The organism is Sphingobium nicotianae, from assembly GCF_018603885.1.
Taxonomy (GTDB): domain Bacteria; phylum Pseudomonadota; class Alphaproteobacteria; order Sphingomonadales; family Sphingomonadaceae; genus Sphingobium; species Sphingobium nicotianae.
Window position 1 is genome coordinate 230,180 of the sequence record NZ_JAHGAW010000002.1, and the last position, 18,970, is coordinate 249,149.

The 18,970-nt window shown below is 64.4% G+C and carries 12 protein-coding genes; 6 read left to right on the forward strand and 6 right to left on the reverse strand.

Features of this window, described 5'->3' with window-relative positions; translation table 11 throughout:
• The first annotated feature begins 222 nt into the window (after positions 1-222).
• The 3 genes from KK488_RS03910 (at position 223) to KK488_RS03920 (ending at position 3,805) form a co-directional block, all read left to right on the forward strand.
• Positions 223-972, forward strand: coding sequence for an electron transfer flavoprotein subunit beta/FixA family protein (locus KK488_RS03910; protein WP_214621823.1), 750 nt, complete (start codon positions 223-225; stop codon positions 970-972).
• Positions 969-1,898 (forward strand): electron transfer flavoprotein subunit alpha/FixB family protein, encoded by a 930-nt coding sequence (locus tag KK488_RS03915; RefSeq protein WP_214621824.1) that lies wholly within the window; start codon positions 969-971, stop codon positions 1,896-1,898. The genes KK488_RS03910 and KK488_RS03915 overlap by 4 nt, the downstream gene beginning before the upstream one ends.
• Before the next feature lie 221 nt (positions 1,899-2,119).
• Positions 2,120-3,805 carry an acyl-CoA dehydrogenase family protein gene (locus tag KK488_RS03920; protein WP_214621825.1) on the forward strand — a complete coding sequence of 562 codons (1,686 nt, stop codon included), beginning with the start codon at positions 2,120-2,122 and terminating at the stop codon, positions 3,803-3,805.
• 445 nt (positions 3,806-4,250) lie between these two features.
• Here the strand turns inward: KK488_RS03920 and eda are convergent, their stop codons facing one another.
• The 6 genes from eda to KK488_RS03950 all read right to left on the reverse strand — a co-directional run bounded on the left by eda (position 4,251) and on the right by KK488_RS03950 (position 14,018).
• Complete coding sequence (gene eda, locus KK488_RS03925) at positions 4,251-4,877, reverse strand: bifunctional 4-hydroxy-2-oxoglutarate aldolase/2-dehydro-3-deoxy-phosphogluconate aldolase (protein WP_214621826.1); 627 nt, start codon at positions 4,875-4,877, stop codon at positions 4,251-4,253.
• Positions 4,864-5,844, reverse strand: coding sequence for a glucokinase (locus KK488_RS03930; protein WP_214621827.1), 981 nt, complete (start codon positions 5,842-5,844; stop codon positions 4,864-4,866). Before KK488_RS03930 ends, eda begins: the two co-directional genes overlap by 14 nt.
• Positions 5,841-7,685, reverse strand: a complete 1,845-nt coding sequence (gene edd, locus KK488_RS03935; RefSeq protein ID WP_214621828.1) for a phosphogluconate dehydratase — start codon at positions 7,683-7,685, stop codon at positions 5,841-5,843. Before edd ends, KK488_RS03930 begins: the two co-directional genes overlap by 4 nt.
• A complete protein-coding gene (zwf, locus tag KK488_RS03940) occupies positions 7,678-9,084 on the reverse strand; it encodes a glucose-6-phosphate dehydrogenase (RefSeq protein WP_250890047.1) in 1,407 nt (468 codons plus the stop codon). Before zwf ends, edd begins: the two co-directional genes overlap by 8 nt.
• 175 nt (positions 9,085-9,259) lie before the next feature.
• Entirely contained in the window at positions 9,260-11,473 is a 2,214-nt protein-coding gene (locus KK488_RS03945) for a beta-glucosidase family protein (protein ID WP_214621830.1), read from the reverse strand.
• A gap of 112 nt (positions 11,474-11,585) precedes the next feature.
• Positions 11,586-14,018, reverse strand: a complete 2,433-nt coding sequence (locus KK488_RS03950) for a TonB-dependent receptor (protein ID WP_214621831.1) — start codon at positions 14,016-14,018, stop codon at positions 11,586-11,588.
• 190 nt (positions 14,019-14,208) lie between these two features.
• On the opposite strand from KK488_RS03950, the gene KK488_RS03955 reads away from it, so the two are divergent.
• From KK488_RS03955 to KK488_RS03965, 3 genes are all read left to right on the forward strand, one after another.
• Positions 14,209-15,948, forward strand: coding sequence for an arylsulfatase (locus KK488_RS03955; RefSeq protein ID WP_214621832.1), 1,740 nt, complete (start codon positions 14,209-14,211; stop codon positions 15,946-15,948).
• A 112-nt stretch (positions 15,949-16,060) separates the two neighbouring features.
• Positions 16,061-17,467, forward strand: coding sequence for a sulfatase family protein (locus KK488_RS03960; RefSeq protein ID WP_214621833.1), 1,407 nt, complete (start codon positions 16,061-16,063; stop codon positions 17,465-17,467).
• Positions 17,464-18,960, forward strand: a complete 1,497-nt coding sequence (locus tag KK488_RS03965) for a sulfatase-like hydrolase/transferase (protein ID WP_250890048.1) — start codon at positions 17,464-17,466, stop codon at positions 18,958-18,960. The genes KK488_RS03960 and KK488_RS03965 overlap by 4 nt, the downstream gene beginning before the upstream one ends.
• Positions 18,961-18,970: the final 10 nt, after the last annotated feature.

Below are 18,970 nucleotides of genomic sequence, written 5' to 3' on the forward strand. Positions count from 1 at the left end.
GAATGGTCCGGATGCGAAACGAAGTTGCCTCCACGCGAAGAACGAGGTGGTAACTTCCGATCCGGAGTAAAATGACTTCGCGTCTCGCCAAGTCAGCACTTGCGATGCCTTGTAGTTGGCCGGTCAACATGGTCTCGGACCCGATCGGCCTTTCGATCTGAAGGGCCATCGCTGGATGCAGATGGTCGCCGTCGGCGGCGCTGCGATTGTTGGAGAGCGCAGATGAAAATCCTCGTGCCCATCAAGCGGGTGCTCGACTATAATCTCAAGCCGCGCGTGAAGGCGGATGGCAGCGGGATCGATCTCGCCAACGTCAAGCAGAGCATGAACCCTTTCGACGAGATTGCCGTCGAGGAAGCGATCCGCCTCAAGGAAAAGGGCGTCGCGACTGAGGTCATCGCCGTCTCCATCGGCGAGCCCAAGGCGCAGGAGACGCTGCGCACCGCGCTGGCCATGGGTGCTGACCGCGCCATTCTCGTGACGCATGACGGCGTCGCCGAACCGCTCGCGGTCGCCAAGCTGCTCAAGGCCATTGCCGACGAGGAACAGCCGGGCCTGATCGTGCTGGGCAAGCAGGCGATCGACGATGACAGCAACCAGACGGGCCAGATGCTCGCGGCGCTGCTGGGCTGGGCGCAGGGCACCTTTGCCAGCAAGGTCGAGGTGGCGGGCGAGACCGTGAACGTGACGCGCGAAGTCGATGGCGGCCTCGAGACGGTGGCGCTGAAGCTCCCCGCGATCGTCACGACCGACCTGCGCCTCAACGAGCCGCGCTACGCCTCGCTGCCCAACATCATGAAGGCCAAGTCCAAGCCGCTCGCGAACAAGACGCCGGCCGACTATGGCGTCGACATGACGCCGCGCATCGAGACGCTCAACGTCTCCGAGCCGCCCAAGCGGCAGGCGGGCATCAAGGTCGCATCGGTCGATGAGCTGGTCGCGAAACTCAAGGCACTGGGAGTGGCCGCATGAAGACGCTGGTTCTGGTCGAGCATGACAATGCAAGCGTCAAGGACGCGACCCTCCACACAGTGACCGCAGCCGCCGCGCTCGGTGAGGTCCATCTGCTCGTCGTGGGCCAAGGCTGCGCCGCCGTGGCAGATGAGGCCGCCAAGATCTCCGGCGTCGCCAAGGTCCACCTCGCCGACGATGCCGCCTTCGCGCATCAGCTGCCCGAGAATGTGGCGCCGCTGGTCGTCGCGCTAATGGCCGATCATGACGCCTTCCTCGCGCCGGCCACCACCACCGGCAAGAATATCGCGCCGCGCGTCGCGGCCCTGCTCGACGTCATGCAGATCAGCGACATTATCGCCGTGGATGGCCCGGACAGCTTCACGCGGCCCATCTATGCCGGCAATGCCATCGCCAAGGTCAAGACCAGCGACAAGAAGCTGGTCATCACCGTGCGCGGCACCGCCTTCGACAAGGCGGAGACGAGCGGCGGTGCGGGCACGGTCGAGGCCGTCTCGGGCAGCGGCGATGCCGGCCTCGCCAGCTTCGTCGGCGCCGAGATCGCCGCCTCCGAGCGCCCCGAGCTGACCAGCGCGCGCATCATCGTCTCGGGCGGCCGGGGCGTGGGCAGCGGCGAGAATTATCACAAGATCATCGATCCGCTGGCCGACAAGCTCGGTGCGGCCACCGGCGCCACGCGCGCGGCGGTCGATGCGGGCTTTGTCCCCAATGACTATCAGGTCGGCCAGACCGGCAAGATCGTCGCGCCGGAAGTCTATATTGCGGTCGGCATCTCGGGCGCGATCCAGCATCTCGCCGGCATGAAGGACAGCAAGACCATCGTCGCGATCAACAAGGATGAGGATGCCCCCATCTTCCAGGTCGCCGATATCGGCCTGGTCGGCGATCTCTTCCAGATCGTCCCGGAGTTGATGGCGAAGCTGTAGCGCCAAGGATCCTCTTGGACGCACTCGCAAAGTACAAATTTCTTTTCATTTATTGATTTGTGAGAAGGCGCCGTTGCGGCGAACTTCACGTTGGAATGGTGGTCGCTCGATGGCGTTCGTCCGCTTCCGATTTAAGCAAGTTCGCATTCAGATGTAGCCAACCCACATCCGGGCTTCGCCGCTCCCGTCGAGCCTGAGTTCCACATCCAGGGCGATCTCATATGATGACATTTCCACGCCAGCCTGAATCGATCCAATCGCACCTCAAAATCTCTCCAGAAGTGCAGCGCCTTCTCGAGCTTGGGAACGACAGCTTGGACGGCGAAATGGTGGAAGCCATCCTTGATCAAGCCGTGCGCTTCTCTAGCGAGATTTTGACGCCGTTTGATGCGGTCAGCGACAAGGTTGGTGCGTCGTTCGAAGGCGGGCGTGTGACGCTGGCACCGGGACACGACGCCGCATGGTTAATGTTTCGCGAGGCCGGTTGGCTTGGGCTCGAAATGGATCCCGACTTCGGGGGGCAGGGTCTCGCGAAGCCTCTGGCGGCCGGGGTGACCGAGATCATGGAGCGCGGAAGCGTGGCATTCGGCATGCTTGCAGGATCGATCCGCGGCGCCTCGCGGCTGCTTGCGCTGCATGCCCCGGAAACGACGAAGGAGGAGTGGCTTCCGAGGCTGTTGAGCGGCGAATGGGGCGCGACGATCTGCATATCCGAGCCTGACGCGGGGTCGGACGTCGGCCGCATCCGCACGCGCGCTGTCGCTCGCGGTGCATCCTGGGAAATCACGGGCGAGAAAATCTGGATCTCCTACGGCGACAATCCGCTGGTCACGCGCAATGGCCATCTCGTCCTTGCGCGTATCGAAGGAGCGCTGCCCGGTACCCGCGGTTTAAGCCTTTTCCTCGTCCCCAGCGGATCCGCCCCTAGGGAGGAAAACGGTGTCACCTGCCGCCGCATCGAGGAGAAGATGGGTCTGCACGGCTCTCCGACATGCTCGATTGGCTTTGAGAAATCTCTCGGCACATTGATTGGGCAAGAGGGTCGAGGTCTTCCAACTTTGTTCGCAATGATCACGGGTATGCGTTTGCAGGTTGGCGCTCAGGGTCTCGGCCTGGCATCGGCCATGCTGGAGACCGCCGTCGGCTACGCCGCGGAGCGTAAGCAGGGTGGTCCCGCCGACAAGCCACCCGTTCCGATCAATCAGCACGCCGATGTCCGGTTGATGTTGCTCAACATGGCCACGAACGTCGAGACGTTTCGAGGTGTGGTAACGGCGGCTGCCTCTTTCGCGGAGCTAGCCGAGAAGGAAGATAGCGAGGAAGCGCGCGCTCGCGCTGCGGCACTGGTGAGGTTCTTGCTCCCGGTGGTGAAGAACGGCGGCGCAGAACTCGCCTGGAACGTCGGATCTCTTGCATTGCTCGTGCTTGGCGGCGCCGGCTACACACAGGAATGGCCGGTCGAACGTTGGCTGCGCGATTGCCGCGTGCTGGCGGTGTTCGAAGGTACGACTGGGATGCAGGGGCAGGATCTCACCCTGCGCCGGATGCTCGCCGACGATGAGGGACTCAAGCACTTCTGCGCGCTTTTCGAGAGCGAGCTATCTTCGGGCCAGGCGCCGGCCCCGCCCTGGGCCGAGGAGGCGCTACAGCTCATGCGCGAGGCGTCCCGCTGGGTCAGGGAGTCGAGCCGGACGCAGTGCGAGCTTGAGGCGGCAGCCACAATTTTTCTCCGTTTCACGACGATTGTGCTGCAGACTTGGTCAGCCGCGCGGTTGGTGAACAGCGGCAGCGAGCAACTGGCCGCCATAGGAGCGGCATGGGGCCAGGATGTGATCCACGATGCGCGAGCGTTGCTTGAGCGCGCCATGGTGAGCGCAGGAAGGCTGATCGCTTTGGCGAAAGATTAAAGTCCCGCGCCCGACCAGCACCTTCCGGTGGGGGGCCTGATATGACCCAAATGGCCGCTTTTGTCAGATTGCGACGTTCGCTTTTGGCGGCTCTAACGTCGCAACCTAGTCGGAATTGGTTACCTGCAGAAGGCGCGACAGTTGTCGCCCCGAAATCTGACGTTCAATGGCTGAGTGATAGTACCTGAAAGCAGCCGCTCGTTCATGTAAGGCCAAGTACGATACTTTCCGCATAGGTCAGCCTTCCGAGTTTGTATCGAGATTGCCCGCTTTCATTCATGCGTCAATGCGAAACGATGTCGTACAGTCTGCGGCCATTTTGATTGATCGTTGGAGGAATAATGCCAGTATCAAGCGCTTTCTCGTCGATATGAGAGATCATGGGTATGATAGAAGTCGAACCCTACGGATCCGATTTATCGCCGAAGATACTGGCTAATTCGCTTCAGGTGCGGCGGCTGATAGAAGTCAATTTCGCCGCTTCGCGCGCCAACGCTTCCACCTGGTCCGGATCGAGCGGGCCCTTGGGCACCACCCAACTGCCGCCGACGCAGCCGATGAAGGGCTGCGCGAGCCATTCCGGGGCGTTCTCGGCGGTGATGCCGCCGGTCGGGCAGAAGCGCGCCATCCCGAACACGGCGGCGAACCCCTTGAGCGCGGGCAGTCCGCCGCTGGTCGAGGCGGGGAAGAATTTGAAGCGATCGAACCCCATGTCGAGCCCGCGCATAATGTCGCCTGCCGTCGCGATGCCGGGGAGGAAGGCTGCGCCGCTCGCGATCACGGCCTTGCCGAGCGGCTCGGTGAGGCCGGGCGACACGATGAATTTTGCACCGGCTTCCAGCGCCTGATCGAGCTGCGCGGGATTGAGTACCGTCCCGGCGCCGACAACTGCGCCGGGCACCTGCGCCATCTCGCGCATCACCTCCAGCGCCGCGGGCGTGCGCATCGTGACTTCGAGCGCGGGCAGGCCGCCGGCCACCAGCGCCTGGGCAAGTGGCACCGCATCGGCGACATTCTCGACGATCAGCACCGGTACCACCGGCGCAAGCGCCATCACATCATCGACGGTCATTCATAGTCTCCCGATAAGCTGCGGCGGCACCGTAAAGGCCAATTTCCGGATGGTTGGCGAGCCGGATGGGGATGGTCCGCATCAGCGCCTCATAGCGACCCTTGGCGGTGAAGCGGCTGTGAAAACCGCTTTCGTTCACGAGATAATCCTGCAACCGCTGCGTCAGCCCGCCGACTAGCACGACATGGCGCGGCCCATGCACCAGCGCGATGTCGCCGGTGACCGATCCATAGGTGAGGCAGAGCCGATCCAGCGCGGTGCGGGCAAGGCTGTTGCTGCCGTCGATGGCCACAGTCCACAGATCAGCATCGGAGAGAAGCTCGATCTTCTCATGGGTGATTGCCGCCAGCGCCTTGTAGAGATTGTTGAGGCCGGGGCCGCAGACGATCCGCTCGGTCGAGACGCGGCGAAACTCGCCGCGCAGATGATCGAGGATCTGGCCCTCCAGCCGGTCGAGCGGGGCGAAGTCGGTATGGCCGCCCTCGGTCGCGACGATGTGGGGCATGCCATTGTCGAAGGCGACCAGCCCGACGCCAAGGCCCGTGCCGATGCCGACGACGGTGACGGCGCCATCCCGCGGGAAGGGATCGTCCGGCCCGAACAACAGGCTGAGATTATCCTTGGGCAGGCGCGCGACGGCATGGGCGACCGCCTCGAAATCATTCACCAGCCCGAGCTGCGCGACGCCAAGCTCTGCCGCGAGATGGGCCGGGCGGAGCACCCAGTGCGAATTGGTGAACTTGATGACCTCATCGCGCACCGGCCCGGCAACTGCGAGCACAGCCTTGTCCGGCAAGGCGCCGGCCTCATCACGTGCGAAGACGCGCCAGCAATCGGCGAGGCCGGCATGATCGGCGACCAGATATTTGCGCACCGTACCCAGTGTCGGGACACCGGCGGCGTCCAGCGTCGCGCGGCAGAAGCGGGCATTGGTCCCGCCGATGTCGGCGGCGATCAGTTCGGTCACGCCTCGGTGTCCATGGCGGCGAGGATGGGCGAGGCGCCGGCTTCGGCGAGATCGCTATGATGGCGAAACAGCGCGAACAGCTCGCGGCCCGTGTCGAACGGCGGTGGCGGCGCGACCGCCTGTTCGCGGGCGTCCCACTCGGCGGCATCGACCAGCGCGTCGAGCGTGCCGGTGACCGCGCAGACCCGCACCAAGTCGCCATCGCGCAGCTTGCCGATCGGCCCGCCGCCCAGCGCCTCGGGCGAGAGATGGATCGCGGCCGGCACCTTGCCGCTGGCGCCAGACATGCGCCCGTCGGTCACCAGCGCGACCTCATAGCCCTTGTCCTGCAGGACGCCGAGCGGCGGTGTCAGCTTGTGCAGCTCGGGCATGCCATTGGCGCGCGGCCCCTGGAACCGCACCACGGCCACCACGTCGCGGTCCAGCTCGCCCGCCTTGAACGCGGCCATCACTTCGTCCTGATCGGCGAACACGCGGGCTGGCGCCTCGATCGTCCAGCGCGCCGGATCGACCGCGCTGGTCTTCATGATGCAGCGGCCCAGATTGCCCGCGAGCAGCTTCATGCCCCCGTCAGCGCTGAACGGATTGGAGACCGGGCGCAGGATGCTGTCGTTGGCGGGTTGGGTCGGCGGCTCGTCCCAGATCAAGGCGTCGTCGATCAGCGTAGGGGTGCGGCCATAATCGGTGAGATCGGCGCGAGCGACGGTCAGGATGTCGCGATGCATCAGGCCGGTGCCGAGCAGTTCGGTAATGATCCAGCTCATGCCGCCGGCCGCCTGGAAGTGGTTCACATCGTCCGGCCCGTTGGGATAGACGCGCGCCAGCAGCGGCACCACGGACGATAGCTCGGCGAGATCGGTCCAGTCGATCACGATCCCCGCCGCCCGTGCAATGGCGGGCAGGTGGATGGCATGATTGGTCGAGCCGCCCGTGGCGAGCAGGCCGATCGCCGCATTCACGATCGCCTTCTCATCGACGCAATGGCCGAGCGGACGATAATCCTCATTGGGTTTACCGTCTTTGGCCCATCCGATGGCCGCGACCCGATGCACCGCGGCGCGGGTCAGCTCGGAGCGCAGCTTGGTGCCCGGATTGATGAACGCGGCGCCCGGCATGTGCAGGCCCATCACTTCCATCATCATCTGGTTGGTGTTGGCCGTGCCATAGAAGGTGCAGGTGCCCGCGCCATGATAGCTGGCGCTCTCGCTCTCCAGCAGCTCCTCGCGCCCGACCTTGCCCTGCGCATAGAGCTGGCGGATGCGCACCTTCTCCTTGTTGGCGAGGCCCGAGGGCATGGGGCCGGACGGCACGAAGATGGTCGGCAAATGGCCGAAGCGTAGCGCGCCCATGAGCAGCCCCGGCACGATCTTATCGCAAATGCCCAGCATCAGCGCGCCCTCGAACATGGCGTGGCTGAGCGCGACCGCGGTCGCGAGCGCGATCGTGTCGCGCGAGAAGAGCGACAGCTCCATGCCCGCCAGCCCCTGCGTCACGCCGTCGCACATCGCCGGGACGCCGCCCGCCACCTGCGCCGTCGCGCCAACTTCCCGCGCGGCGATCTTGATCGCCTCGGGATAGCGGCCATAGGGCTGATGGGCCGAGAGCATGTCATTATAGGAGGTGACAATGCCGATGTTCATCGCCGTGCCGGTGCGGATGACCGGCTTGTCCTCGCCGCTCGCCGCGAAGCCATGCGCCAGATTGCCACAGGAGAGATTGTCGCGATTGGTGCCCGCGTCGCGGCCGCGCTCGATCAGGTCGAGATATTTGAGCCGGCTGTGCGCGCTGCGCTCGACAATGCGATCGGTGACCCTGGCGACGGTCGAATGAAGCTCAGTCATACCAGCTTGCTCCGTCCCGCTCGATGAGCGCGATGCCCGCCGATGGCCCCCAGGTGCCGGCGGCATATTGCACGGCTTTCTGCCCGGATTCCTGCCAGCCCGCTGCGATGCTGTCGATCCATGTCCATTGCGCCTCGACCTCGTCGCGGCGCACGAACAGGGTGGTGTCGCCCTCGATCAGGTCGAGCAGCAGCCGCTCATAGGCGACGCGGCGGCGTTCGCCGGCGAACGCATTGGCCAGGCTGACGTCGAGGCCGACTTCCTGCAGCTTGACCCCGTCGCGATCCAGCCCGGGCTGTTTGGCCATGATGCACAGGCGGATATTCTCGTCCGGCTGCAGGCGGATGATCAGCTGATTGGGCTCGAGCGAATTGCCATAGCCGTTGCGGCGGAAGATGCTGTGCGTTACCGGCTTGAACTGGATCAGGATCTCCGACTGGCGATTGGGCATCGCCTTGCCGGTGCGCAGATAGAAGGGCACACCGGTCCAGCGCCAATTGTCGAGATGGGCCTTGAGCGCGACGAACGTCTCGGTGTCGCTCGGCTTGCCCAGTTCCTCGGCATAGCCGGCGATGAGCTTGCCCTTCACCGCGCCATCCCGATATTGCCCGCGCACGCTGTGCGTATGGACCGTCTCTGGCGTCATGGGCCGGAGGGAGCGAAGGGCCTTCACCTTCTCGTCGCGCACCGAGGTCGAGTCCATCCGCGCGGGCGGCTCCATGGCGATGATCGAGAGGATCTGAAGCATATGGTTCTGCACCATGTCCTTGAGCGCGCCCACGCCGTCATAATAGGAGACGCGCCCCTCCAGCCCGACCGTCTCGGCGACGGTGATCTGGACATGATCGATCGCGCTCGAATTCCACAGCGGCTCGAACAGGCGGTTGCCGAAGCGCAGCGCCATCAGGTTCTGGACCGTCTCCTTGCCGAGATAATGATCGACGCGGAAAATCTGTTCCTCGGCGAACAGTGCGCCGATCGCGTCGTTGACCTCTTTCGACGAGGCGAGATCCTTGCCGATCGGCTTTTCCATGGCGATGCGGGTGGTCGGCGCGACCAGTCCCGCCTTGGCCAGTCCCTGCGCAGTCGGCGCGAACAGCGACGGCGGGGTCGAGAGATAGACTGCGATCGGGCCATCACCCAGGGTCCTGGCCCGCTTGGCGAGATCGGCAAACTGCGCGTCATTGCCCGCCGCGACTGGCGCATAGATCACTGTCTCCAGGAAAGCCGCGACCTTGCCATCGTCCAGCAACTCCGCCTGCGCATAGGTCTTGAGTGCCTCGGCGATCGTCGCCCGGAACGCCGCATCGTCCATTTCGGTCCGGCCTGAGGCGAGGATGTGAAACCGCTCCGGCAGCAGCCCGTCGCACTGCAAATGATAGAGCGACGGAAACAACATCCGATGCGCTAGGTCTCCTGTTGCGCCAAACAGGATGAGAGTGGTGGAGTGGCTCAAGTCACAGGCCTATTCATGGCGAAGCCGATCCGACCGGATCGACCTGGCGCGTCTAACGCTCTCATTGTGCGGACGAACGGCGCGCATCGAACGGCCCCGCTCCCGCGCTTCACGACGGCTATTCTCGCCAGCTGCGTGCGTGCAGGCGCACCGTCACCGTCGGCCCGAGATCCTCGGCATTGTCGCCCAGCGCGAACTGATAGTCCCCCGCCGGCATGACCCATTGACCGTCCTTCCAGTCGGCCATCAGGCGCGGATCGATCTTCAGCGAGACCGTCTGCGTCGCGCCGGGCGCCAGATCGAGCCGCTGATAGCCGAGGAGGCGCCGCTTCTTCTCGCCGCCCCGGCTGACCAGATAGAGCTGCGACACGACGGCGCCGTCCCGATCGCCGACATTCTTCACCGAGAAGTTCGCGACATCGCCATTGGTGCGCAGCTCGGAATTGGCGAAGCGGGTGTAGGACAGGCCGAAGCCGAACGGGAAGAGCGGCTTGCGGCCCTTCTGCGCGAACCAGCGATAGCCGACGTCCGATCCCTCAATGTCATAATCGGCGGCGAGATCGCCCGAATAGCCGACCGCCTCGCCCGTGAAGCTCGGCTCCACCGTTTCGAACCCGTCGACCTTGGGCCGGGGAAGCTGATCCTCGTTGGCGGGGAAGGTAACGGGCAGGCGGCCGGACGGATTGGCCTTGCCGAACAGCAGGGCTGCCAGCGCCTCGCCGCCGCGCGCGCCGGGATACCAGGCTTCCAGAACCGCGGCGGTCTTGTCGAGCCAGGGCATGGCGACCGGCCCGCCGGTCTCTAGGATCACGATGGTGTTCGGATTGGCGCGGGCGACGGCCTCGATGAGCGCATCCTGTCCGTTCGGTAGCGACAGGTCGGGCTGATCGAAGCCTTCGCTCGACCATTGCGTCGCGAAGACGATCGCGACATCGGCGCGCTTCGCCTGAGCGACGGCTTCCGAGATATAGCGCCCGTCGCGGAACTTCACCTCGGCCGAGGGCGCCATCGCTTTGATCGCGTCGAGCGGCACGGACCGATGATAGGCCTGGTTGACGAAGGCCGCCCATGGGCTGTTACCGCCCAAGGGCAGGGCCAGCGAGGGACCGCCTTCGCCCTGCACCTGGCTCGATCCTGCGCCCGACAGGACGCCGGTGTCGGCATATCCGCCGATCACGGCGATCCGCTTGGCGGACGCCGCCAGCGGCAGCACGTTGCGCTCGTTGCGCAGGAGGACGATGCCTTGTTCGGCGGCGGTCTGAACGACGCGGCCGTTCGCCGCGAAGTCGATCTTGCCGCCGGCGACCGCGGGGTGCAGGTCGAGGCCGTTGGAATAGATCGCCCATAGAACCCGCTTGTTCATGTCGTCGATGCGCTTGGCATAGGCGGGATCGGACTTTCCGGCGTCGGCTAGTGGCTTGCCGAAAAAGACGGCGGCGTCGAGCTGTGCGCCGGATTGCTGGTCCAGCCCTTTGACCGCCGCGTCCAGCCCCGGCACGGCGCCCCAGTCGGACATGACGAACCCCTTGTAGCGCCAGTCCTGCTTGAGCACCTTGTTCAACAGCCAGTCATTGGCGCAGGCGGCATGGCCGTTCACGCGATTATAGGCGCACATGACGGAGCCTGGATTGCCGACTTCGATGCCGATCTGGAAGGCCAGCAGGTCGCTCTCGCGCGCGGCGCTCTCCGAGATACGGGAGTCGACGACCTTGCGGCCGGTCTCTTGGCCGTTGAGGGCGAAATGCTTGATGGTCGAGATGATGTTGTTGGACTGGATGCCGCGAATGGAGTGGCCCGCTATCAGGCCGCTCAGTAGCGGATCTTCGCCGAAATATTCGAAATTGCGGCCGTTGCGCGGATCACGCGCGAGGTTCGCGCCGCCGGCGAGCATGACGTTGAAGCCTTTGGCCCGCGCCTCCTGGCCGATCATCCGGCCAGCTTGTTCGGCCAGATCATTGTTCCAGGTGGAGGCGAGCGCGAGGCCGGAGGGCAGGGCGGTTGCGCCATCCTTGCGGATGCCGAACACATAGGCAACGCCAAGACTGGCGTCCGTCTCCTTGAGCGCGGGGACGCCGAGCCGCGCAATGCCCGGCACATAGCCCGCGCCGGCGATGGCATCCGCGGGAATCGCGGGCGGATTGGGACCGAGCGGTAGCGGCATGATGCCATGCGTCAGGACGGTACGCTCCTCCGGCCGCAGCTTGGCCGCGATCGCGGTGGCAAGTTCCTCGGCCTGCTTGGGCGTGCGCAGCGGCTTTTCAGGGGCGGCGAGCGCCTGGACAGCGATGGCCGAGAGGCTCAGCGCGAGGAGATGCTTCTTGATGTGCGTCATGCCCGTTTACCCCATGAGTGGACGGGCGCCGCAAGAGGGCCACCCGGAAAACCGCCAATTGGTTCTGGATCAGAGGAAGGCCGGGGAGAGGGCTGCTCTCCCGGCCGAATCCTCAGAAGGAATAGCCGATCGATGCGCCGAAATAGCGCAGCGCCGACTTGGGCATGAAGCCGAGAATGTTGTTCGGCGTCACGGTGTTGGAGGTCAAAGTTGTGAAACGTCCGAGCGAGCTGTAATAATTCTGGTCGAAGGCATTCTTGACCCAGATCGATGCGCGCAGGCCCTTGTCCGCCGGGCGGATGCCGATGGTGGCATCGAGCGTAGCATAGGCCTTCTGGATGGCCAGTTGGTCCTGCTCGAGCGCAAAATTGACCTTGCTCTGCCAGGCGAAATTGAGGTCGACATAAGCGATCATATTGCTGCTGACCGGCTTCTCGTAGCGAGGGTTGATCGAGAAGCGCCACTCGGGCGTGACGGGTAGGATGCCGTTGCGGACATTCTGCTGATTGCCGGAGAGGGTGCCGGTGGACGAGGCCTGACGGAAGCAGGTGTTGTTCGGCTGTACGCCGCCGAAGGGGACGGTGACGGCGGCGGCCTGGAGATTGAGCGGGCACGCGAGGCCGTTGGCATCGAAGCGACCATGGACATAAGCAAACGAGCTCTGGATCGACAGTTCCTCGGTCGGGCGCAGCGTCGTTTCGATCTCGATGCCCTTGGTCTGCGAGGTGCCTGCATTGGTCACCACGAAGAGAAACGTGCCCGTCGAATTGTCCGACTTGTTGGCCTGCACCTGCAGGTTCTTATAGTCCGCAAGGAAAGCTGCAATCGCGACCGTCAGGACACGGTTGGACGTGCTACCTTTGAAGCCGATTTCATAGGCATTCACCGTCTCGGGCTCGACGATCGCATTATTGTTGAACGTCTGGTTGAACTCGGTGCCGAGGCTCTGGCCCTTATAGCCGTGCGAGAAGGTCGCATAGGCTTGGGCGTGGCGATTAAACTCGTACTGCAAGCCGGCGCGGCCGGTCACGGCGTCGTCGCTCGCGTCCGTGCGGCCGCTGGTCAGCGTAGCGCCCGAGAACATGGGCGTGTCGCCCACCACCAGCGGTGCGACATCCTGTGCGCCATAGACCCACAGGCTCTGATGCTGCACACGGATGCCGGCGATCGCCTTGAGACCGCCGACGAGGCGATAGTCGATCTGGCCGAACGCGGCATATTGTGTGGCTTCCAGATGCGAATTTGCGCTGCCCGAGGAGCCGCGCGGCGAGGGGCAGGTGGCGCCCAGCGCCAGGCCCTGATTGGCCGCAATGCTGGTCGGGCAGGTCACGATGCGGCGGCCAAAGGAGCGGTTGCCGGTCAACTGGTCGTAGTAGAGCCCGACCACATAGTTGAAGCGATTGCTGCCCGACGAGGCGAGGCGCAGCTCTTGCGAGAATTGCTTGAGGTCGAATGGTCCGGCATTGACGTCATAATTGGCATAATAGGGCGCTAGGCCGTTGCCGCCCGTATAGATGGGCGTGGCATTGTTGATGCCGTCCACGTCGAAGCCGGCGTAGAAATTATATTTCTGATACGCCGTCAACGAGGTGATGGTCGCCGCGCCCAGATCATAGCTGCCTTCGAGCGAGAAGATGGCTTGGTTCGTCCTGCTTACATTATCGCCATTGCTCACCACTTCGCGGTTAAACGGGCGCGCGACGACCGGGCCGATCAGCGTGCTGAGATTGGCATTGTCGGAGCGGATCAGGGCGCTCTGGCAGCAGGTGCCGTTATTCTCGGAATAGCTCGCCATGCCGAGCAGGTTGAGATCGCCAAGGTCGAACTCGAGCTTGCCGCGAACGCCCCAGGATTCGAAGCCGTTGATCTTCTTCTTCTGGGCGACGTTATAATAATAGCCGTCGTCATTATTGTAGAAGCCCGAGAGGCGGACGCCCACGACATCCGAGATCGGCGCCGAGACGGTCCCGTTCACGCGATACTCGCCCATTTCGGCGACGCTGGCATTCACGCTGCCGCTCAGGGTCTTCGACGGGCGGGCGGTCACGACGCTGATCACGCCGGCCGTGGCGTTCTTGCCAAACAGGGTGCCCTGCGGGCCGCGCAGAACTTCGATGCGCTCGATGTCGGCGAGATCGGCGAAGCCCTGTGCGCCGCGCGCCATCACGACGCCGTCCATGACGACCGAGACCGACGCTTCGCTGCCGATGCCGAACACGGATGTGCCGATGCCGCGCACGCGGAAGCTGGAATTGTTGGGGTTGTTGCCCTGGCCGAAGGTCAGCGAGGGTGCGACCTGCGTCAGGTTCTTGGTGTCTGCGATGCCGCGGTTCAGCAGGGCGTCGCCGGTCACGGCGGTGATGGCCACGGGCACGTCCTGCAGGCGCTCGGAGCGCTTCTGCGCAGTCACGATGATTTCGCCGACATCCTCTTCCGCGGCGACCGCCTCGGCTGCATCAGCCGTCTGAGCGTGGATGGGTGCTGCCAGACAGAGCTGCGCGATGACAGCGACGGAGCTCAGATAAATGGATGCGGATCGGCGCATGATAACACTCCCCTATAACTCAATAGAAATCTTTTTAGTCGTGCGGCGACTCAATGACTCAGATTGACAGCGATGTCAAAGCCTCTCATACAAATTGAATGAGGCTTGCCTGTAACCGTGGCCTTGGCGCAACGACGCGAGTGGCGATCAGCCGGAGGAAGGAGAGGAAATGGGCGACCGGACGAGGCGAATGAGCGCATGCACGGCATTGATTCTCGTCGCGGCGAGCGTCCAGCTGGCGACTCCGGCGAGCGCGAAGGCGGCGCCGCAGGGGCAGGCTCCCAAAAGCATTCCCAGAAACATCGTTGTCATCGTGCTCGACGATGTGGGCTATTCCGACCTCGGCCCGTTCGGTTCGGAGATCCGTACACCCAATATCGATGCGCTCGCCGCGCGGGGCCTGCGCTATAATCGCTTCGATTCGAAGGCGGTCTGTTCGCCGACCCGCGCCGCACTGTTGACCGCCCGCAATCCGCAAACAGTGCGCATGGCCGACCTGCCGGCCGACAAGGTCGACCCGGCCGATCTCACGCGCGATCGCGGGGAGATTCCGGCCAATGCCCAGACGATCGCGCAGGTGCTGCACGGGGCGGGCTACCAGACCTATGGCTTTGGCAAATGGCATCTCGCGCCGCAGGATCAGGACGGCACGGCAGGCCATAACGCCTCATGGCCGCTGCAGCGCGGGTTCGACAGTTTTTACGGCTTCTTCCTGGGTTGGACCGATCAATATCACCCCAACCTGATCGAGGGGAATCGCCAGATTCCTGCGCCCGAGACGCCCGGCTATCATTTTTCGGTCGATATTACCGATCGCGCGATCCACACGCTCGATCCCGCGGCCGGCAAGGGAGGGAAGGGCAAGTTCGTCTATCTAGCCTATGGCGCCGGCCACGCGCCCATCCAGGTGCCGCGCGCCTATACCGATGCTTATGCCGGTATCTATGACAAGGGCTGGGACAAGCTGCGCGAAGAGCGGCTCGCGCGTCAGAAGGCCATGGGGCTGATGCCGGCCAACACGGTGCTGCCGGCCCGCAATCCGGGCGATCGCGCCTGGGATTCCCTCACGCCGACCGAGCAGAGCGTGTTCGCGCGTTTCATGCAGGTCTATGCCGGTTTCCTTACGCATACGGACGAGCAGATCGGCCGGCTGATCGACTATCTCAAGCAGACTGGCCAATATGACGACACGCTCATCGTGCTGATGTCGGACAATGGCGCTGCATCGGAAGCGGGCCAGATGGGCTCCTTCGAGCAGCTTTATCGGCCCAACAAGCTGACCCCGGAGCAGATGCTGGCCCGGATCGACGAACTGGGCACGGACAAGACCCAGTCGGAATATCAGCGCCCCTGGGCAATGCTCGGCGCGACGCCGTTCCGGCGCTACAAGCTCTGGCCCAATCTGGGCGGCGTGCGCGTGCCGATGCTTCTCTCCTGGCCGCGCGTGGTCAAGGACGGCGGGGCGATCCGCGGGCAATATGTCGACGTGGTCGATGTCGCGCCAACGCTGGCCGAGGCGGCGGGCACGGCCTTTGCCAAGCGCGTGGGCGGGCAGGCGCAGATCCCGGTCGCCGGCACATCCTTCCTGCGCTCTGTCCGCTCGGCTGCGGCGCCGGAGACGCGCCCGGTGCAATATTTCGAACTGCGCGGCAATCGCGCCATCACGGCAGGCCATTGGCGTGCCGTGGCGATTCACCGTCAGGGCAGCGATTTCGACACCGACCCTTGGCAGCTCTTCAATGTCGCGACCGATCCGTCCGAGACTCATGATCTCGCCGCCGAACAGCCGAAGAAGCTGGCGGAGATGAAGACGCTCTGGTGGCGGGAGGCCCGCAAATATAGCAGCCCCGCTCTGGCCGAGCCGCCAGCTCGTTTCGGAGCTCGAGAGAAATTCGATGACAGCGCTGACAGGCCGGCGCAAAATGAGTGAGCGCTGCCGTCCGATCGTCGTTGCCATTCCAGACCAGAGCAGAGGTTAAAACGTGCAGAGAGGAACAGCATTTCGACAGATCGGGCGCCGCGCATCGTCGCGCCTGGCACTCATGGCATCCGCTTTCGCGCTGGGGGCGTTCCTCTTCCCTCCGACCCCCGGCGCGGCGCAGGTGACGCCTCGAGCCACATCGGCGTCACCTGCGCCTTCGGCGCGGACGGAAGGGCCGCCCAATGTCATCCTGATCCTTGCCGACGATCTCGGCGTGGAGGGCATCAACGCCTATGGCGGCGAATATTTCACGCCGAACGTCGACCGGCTCGCGCGCGAAGGCGTCCGCTTCGACAATGCGCATGCGACGCCGCTTTGCTCGCCCTCGCGCACCCGGATCATGACCGGGCTCGAAAATCATCGCAACTATCAGGCGTTCGGCTTTCTTGCGCCGGGCCAGCGCACCTTCGGCAACATGCTCAAGGAAGCCGGCTACACGACCGGGATGGTCGGCAAATGGCAGCTCATGGGCAACGGATTCGACGGCCGCGTCGGCATCACGCCGGAGGCGGCGGGGTTCGATGAAAGCTATCTCTGGCAGCTGCGTGCGCTGGACGCGAAGGGCTCCCGCTACTGGGGGCCGACACGCGGGCAGAATGGCGTGGTGCGGATCAACGAGGAGGGCTTCGGCCCGGACAATGACGGCGATTTCGCGCTCGACTTCATCAAGCGCCACAAGGCCAAGCCCTTCTTCCTCTATTATTCGATGGTGCTGGTTCACAGCCCGTTCGTGCCCACCCCGGACTCGATGACCGCCAAGGGGCAGAAGGAACGCTTCGCCGGCATGGTCACGTATATGGACCGCAAGGTCGGTGAACTGATGGCCAAGCTCGAGGCGGAGGGGCTGGACCGCAACACGGTCATCATCTTCACCGGCGACAATGGCACGGCCCGCGCGATCACCAGCATCCGCGACGGGCATATCGTGCCGGGCGGCAAGGGCACGCCGACGGTGAGCGGCACCCATGTACCGATGATCGCTTGGGGGCCGGGCCGCGTGCCGGCAGGCAAGGTGACGCCGGCGCTGTTTGACTTTGCCGACATGATGCCGACCTTCGCGGACATTGCCGGGGCGCCGGCGAGCGCGGGCCAGGTCGATGGGGTCAGCCAGTGGCCGGTGATCGAGGGCAAGGCCACCGCCGCCCGCGACTCCATCTTCATTCATTATGCGCCGATGTGGCAGTTCGAGCCGACGCGCTTTGCGTTCGATGCGCATTGGAAGGTCTATGGCGACGGGCGCTTCGTGTCGGTCGATTCCATTGCAGGCACGGAAACGCCGGTCGCAGCGAACAATATGAAGGGCGAGGCGGCCAAGCGCTTCGCGGCGCTCTCGAAGATCCTCAAAGACACGAAGGACGGTCCGCTCGATCAGACCCGTTTCCCATGGTGCGAGGGCAAGCCATCCAAGGATGCCGCGCAGCCCTCGGTCATTGCGGGCTGTGACTTCTCGCCGGGCGGCGCGGAATGATCCGGGCGACGCGCATGTGCCGCCTGCTCGGGCGCGCCGGTCTCGCCGCGCTGCTCGCCGGCGGGAGCCTCGGCCTCGTCGCCACGGCCGACTTCGCCAATCCGGCGCAGGCCCGCGCCGCGACGAAACCGCCGGTGCAGCAGGCGCAGCCCAATGTCGTGGTCATCCTCGTCGATGATCTCGGCTGGCCGGACGTGTCCAGCTATGGCCGCAGTGACGTGCCCACACCCAACATCGATCGCATCGCCAAGTCCGGCGTTGCGTTCAGCAGCGGTTATGTCGCGGCCTCGGTCTGTGCCGTTTCGCGCGCCGGCCTGCTGACAGGCCGCATGCCGGCGAGCTTCGGCTTCACCTACAATATCAACGACGAAGGCAATGAGGGCGCGGGCCTGCCGCTTGCCGAGAAGACCCTCGCCGAACGCCTCAAGCCGCTCGGTTATCGCAGCGCCGCGATCGGCAAATGGCATCAGGGCTCGGCGCGCCAATTCTACCCCACCAATCGCGGGTTCGACGAGTTTTTCGGCTTCCTCGCCGGCGAGACGGTCTATGTCGACCCCGCCACGCCGGGCATCGTCACCACGCCGACCAAGGCCGATGCGAACAAACCGCCCTTCACGCAGCGCCGTGGCAATGGCGTGATTGTCGAGGGCCCGGATGCCCGGTCGGTCGCCAATTTCGACAAATATCTCACGACCGAAATCACCGACCGCGCCGTCGATTTCATCGACCGGTCGGCGGGCAAGCCCTTCTTCGCCTATGTTGCCTATAATGCGCCGCACTGGCCACTGCAGGTGCCGCAGGCCTATTATGATCGCTTCGCGCACATCAAGGATCCGGTCCGTCGCACCTATGTCGCGATGATCGCGGCGATGGACGATGGTGTCGGCAAGATCCTCGACACGCTGGAGCGCAAGGGCGTGCGCGACGATACCATTATCGTCTTCCTGTCAGACAATGGTTGCCCGGAGCAGTTCGGCTTCTGCAATCCCGATCATCCCTGGTCGTGGGGCAAGTTCACCTATCTGGAGGGTGGCATCCGCGTGCCGTTCCTCTTCTCCTGGCCGCGCCGCCTCAAGCCGGGCGGGATCGTCGACACGCCGGTGTCCTCGATGGACATCGTGCCGACCGTGCTGAAGGCCGCGCAGCCCAAGGCGCCGCTGCCCAAGGGGCTGGACGGGCAGGATCTGCTCGCCAGCGCGCAGCATCCGCCGCGCACGCCGCGCATGCTGATCTGGGGGCAGGAGCCGGTCTTTGCGGTGCGGCAGGGACCGCTCAAATTGTGGCGCTCGCAGGACTGGAACCAGACGCATCTGTACGACCTCGATAACGATCCGGCCGAGCGCACGGACCTGTCGGGAACGCAGGCCGAAGCACGCGAGCGCCTCGAGCGCGTGATGGAAGATTGGCGGGCAAAGCTGCCCAAGCCGCTCTGGCCCCTCCACACGACCCGCAAGGTGGTGGTCGACGGGCGCGAGACGGAATGGGTCTATTGACCCGATGAAG

What these genes read in the sequence shown, in the direction of transcription:
- KK488_RS03910 (WP_214621823.1), top strand. Translation starts at nt 223, where the DNA reads ATGAAAATCCTCGTGCCCATCAAGCGGGTGCTCGACTATAATCTCAAG.
- KK488_RS03915 (WP_214621824.1), top strand. Translation starts at nt 969, where the DNA reads ATGAAGACGCTGGTTCTGGTCGAGCATGACAATGCAAGCGTCAAGGAC.
- KK488_RS03920 (WP_214621825.1), top strand. Translation starts at nt 2,120, where the DNA reads ATGATGACATTTCCACGCCAGCCTGAATCGATCCAATCGCACCTCAAA.
- eda (WP_214621826.1), bottom strand. Translation starts at nt 4,877, where the DNA reads ATGACCGTCGATGATGTGATGGCGCTTGCGCCGGTGGTACCGGTGCTG.
- edd (WP_214621828.1), bottom strand. Translation starts at nt 7,685, where the DNA reads ATGACTGAGCTTCATTCGACCGTCGCCAGGGTCACCGATCGCATTGTC.
- zwf (WP_250890047.1), bottom strand. Translation starts at nt 9,084, where the DNA reads ATGTTGTTTCCGTCGCTCTATCATTTGCAGTGCGACGGGCTGCTGCCG.
- KK488_RS03945 (WP_214621830.1), bottom strand. Translation starts at nt 11,473, where the DNA reads ATGACGCACATCAAGAAGCATCTCCTCGCGCTGAGCCTCTCGGCCATC.
- KK488_RS03950 (WP_214621831.1), bottom strand. Translation starts at nt 14,018, where the DNA reads ATGCGCCGATCCGCATCCATTTATCTGAGCTCCGTCGCTGTCATCGCG.
- KK488_RS03955 (WP_214621832.1), top strand. Translation starts at nt 14,209, where the DNA reads ATGAGCGCATGCACGGCATTGATTCTCGTCGCGGCGAGCGTCCAGCTG.
- KK488_RS03960 (WP_214621833.1), top strand. Translation starts at nt 16,061, where the DNA reads ATGGCATCCGCTTTCGCGCTGGGGGCGTTCCTCTTCCCTCCGACCCCC.
- KK488_RS03965 (WP_250890048.1), top strand. Translation starts at nt 17,464, where the DNA reads ATGATCCGGGCGACGCGCATGTGCCGCCTGCTCGGGCGCGCCGGTCTC.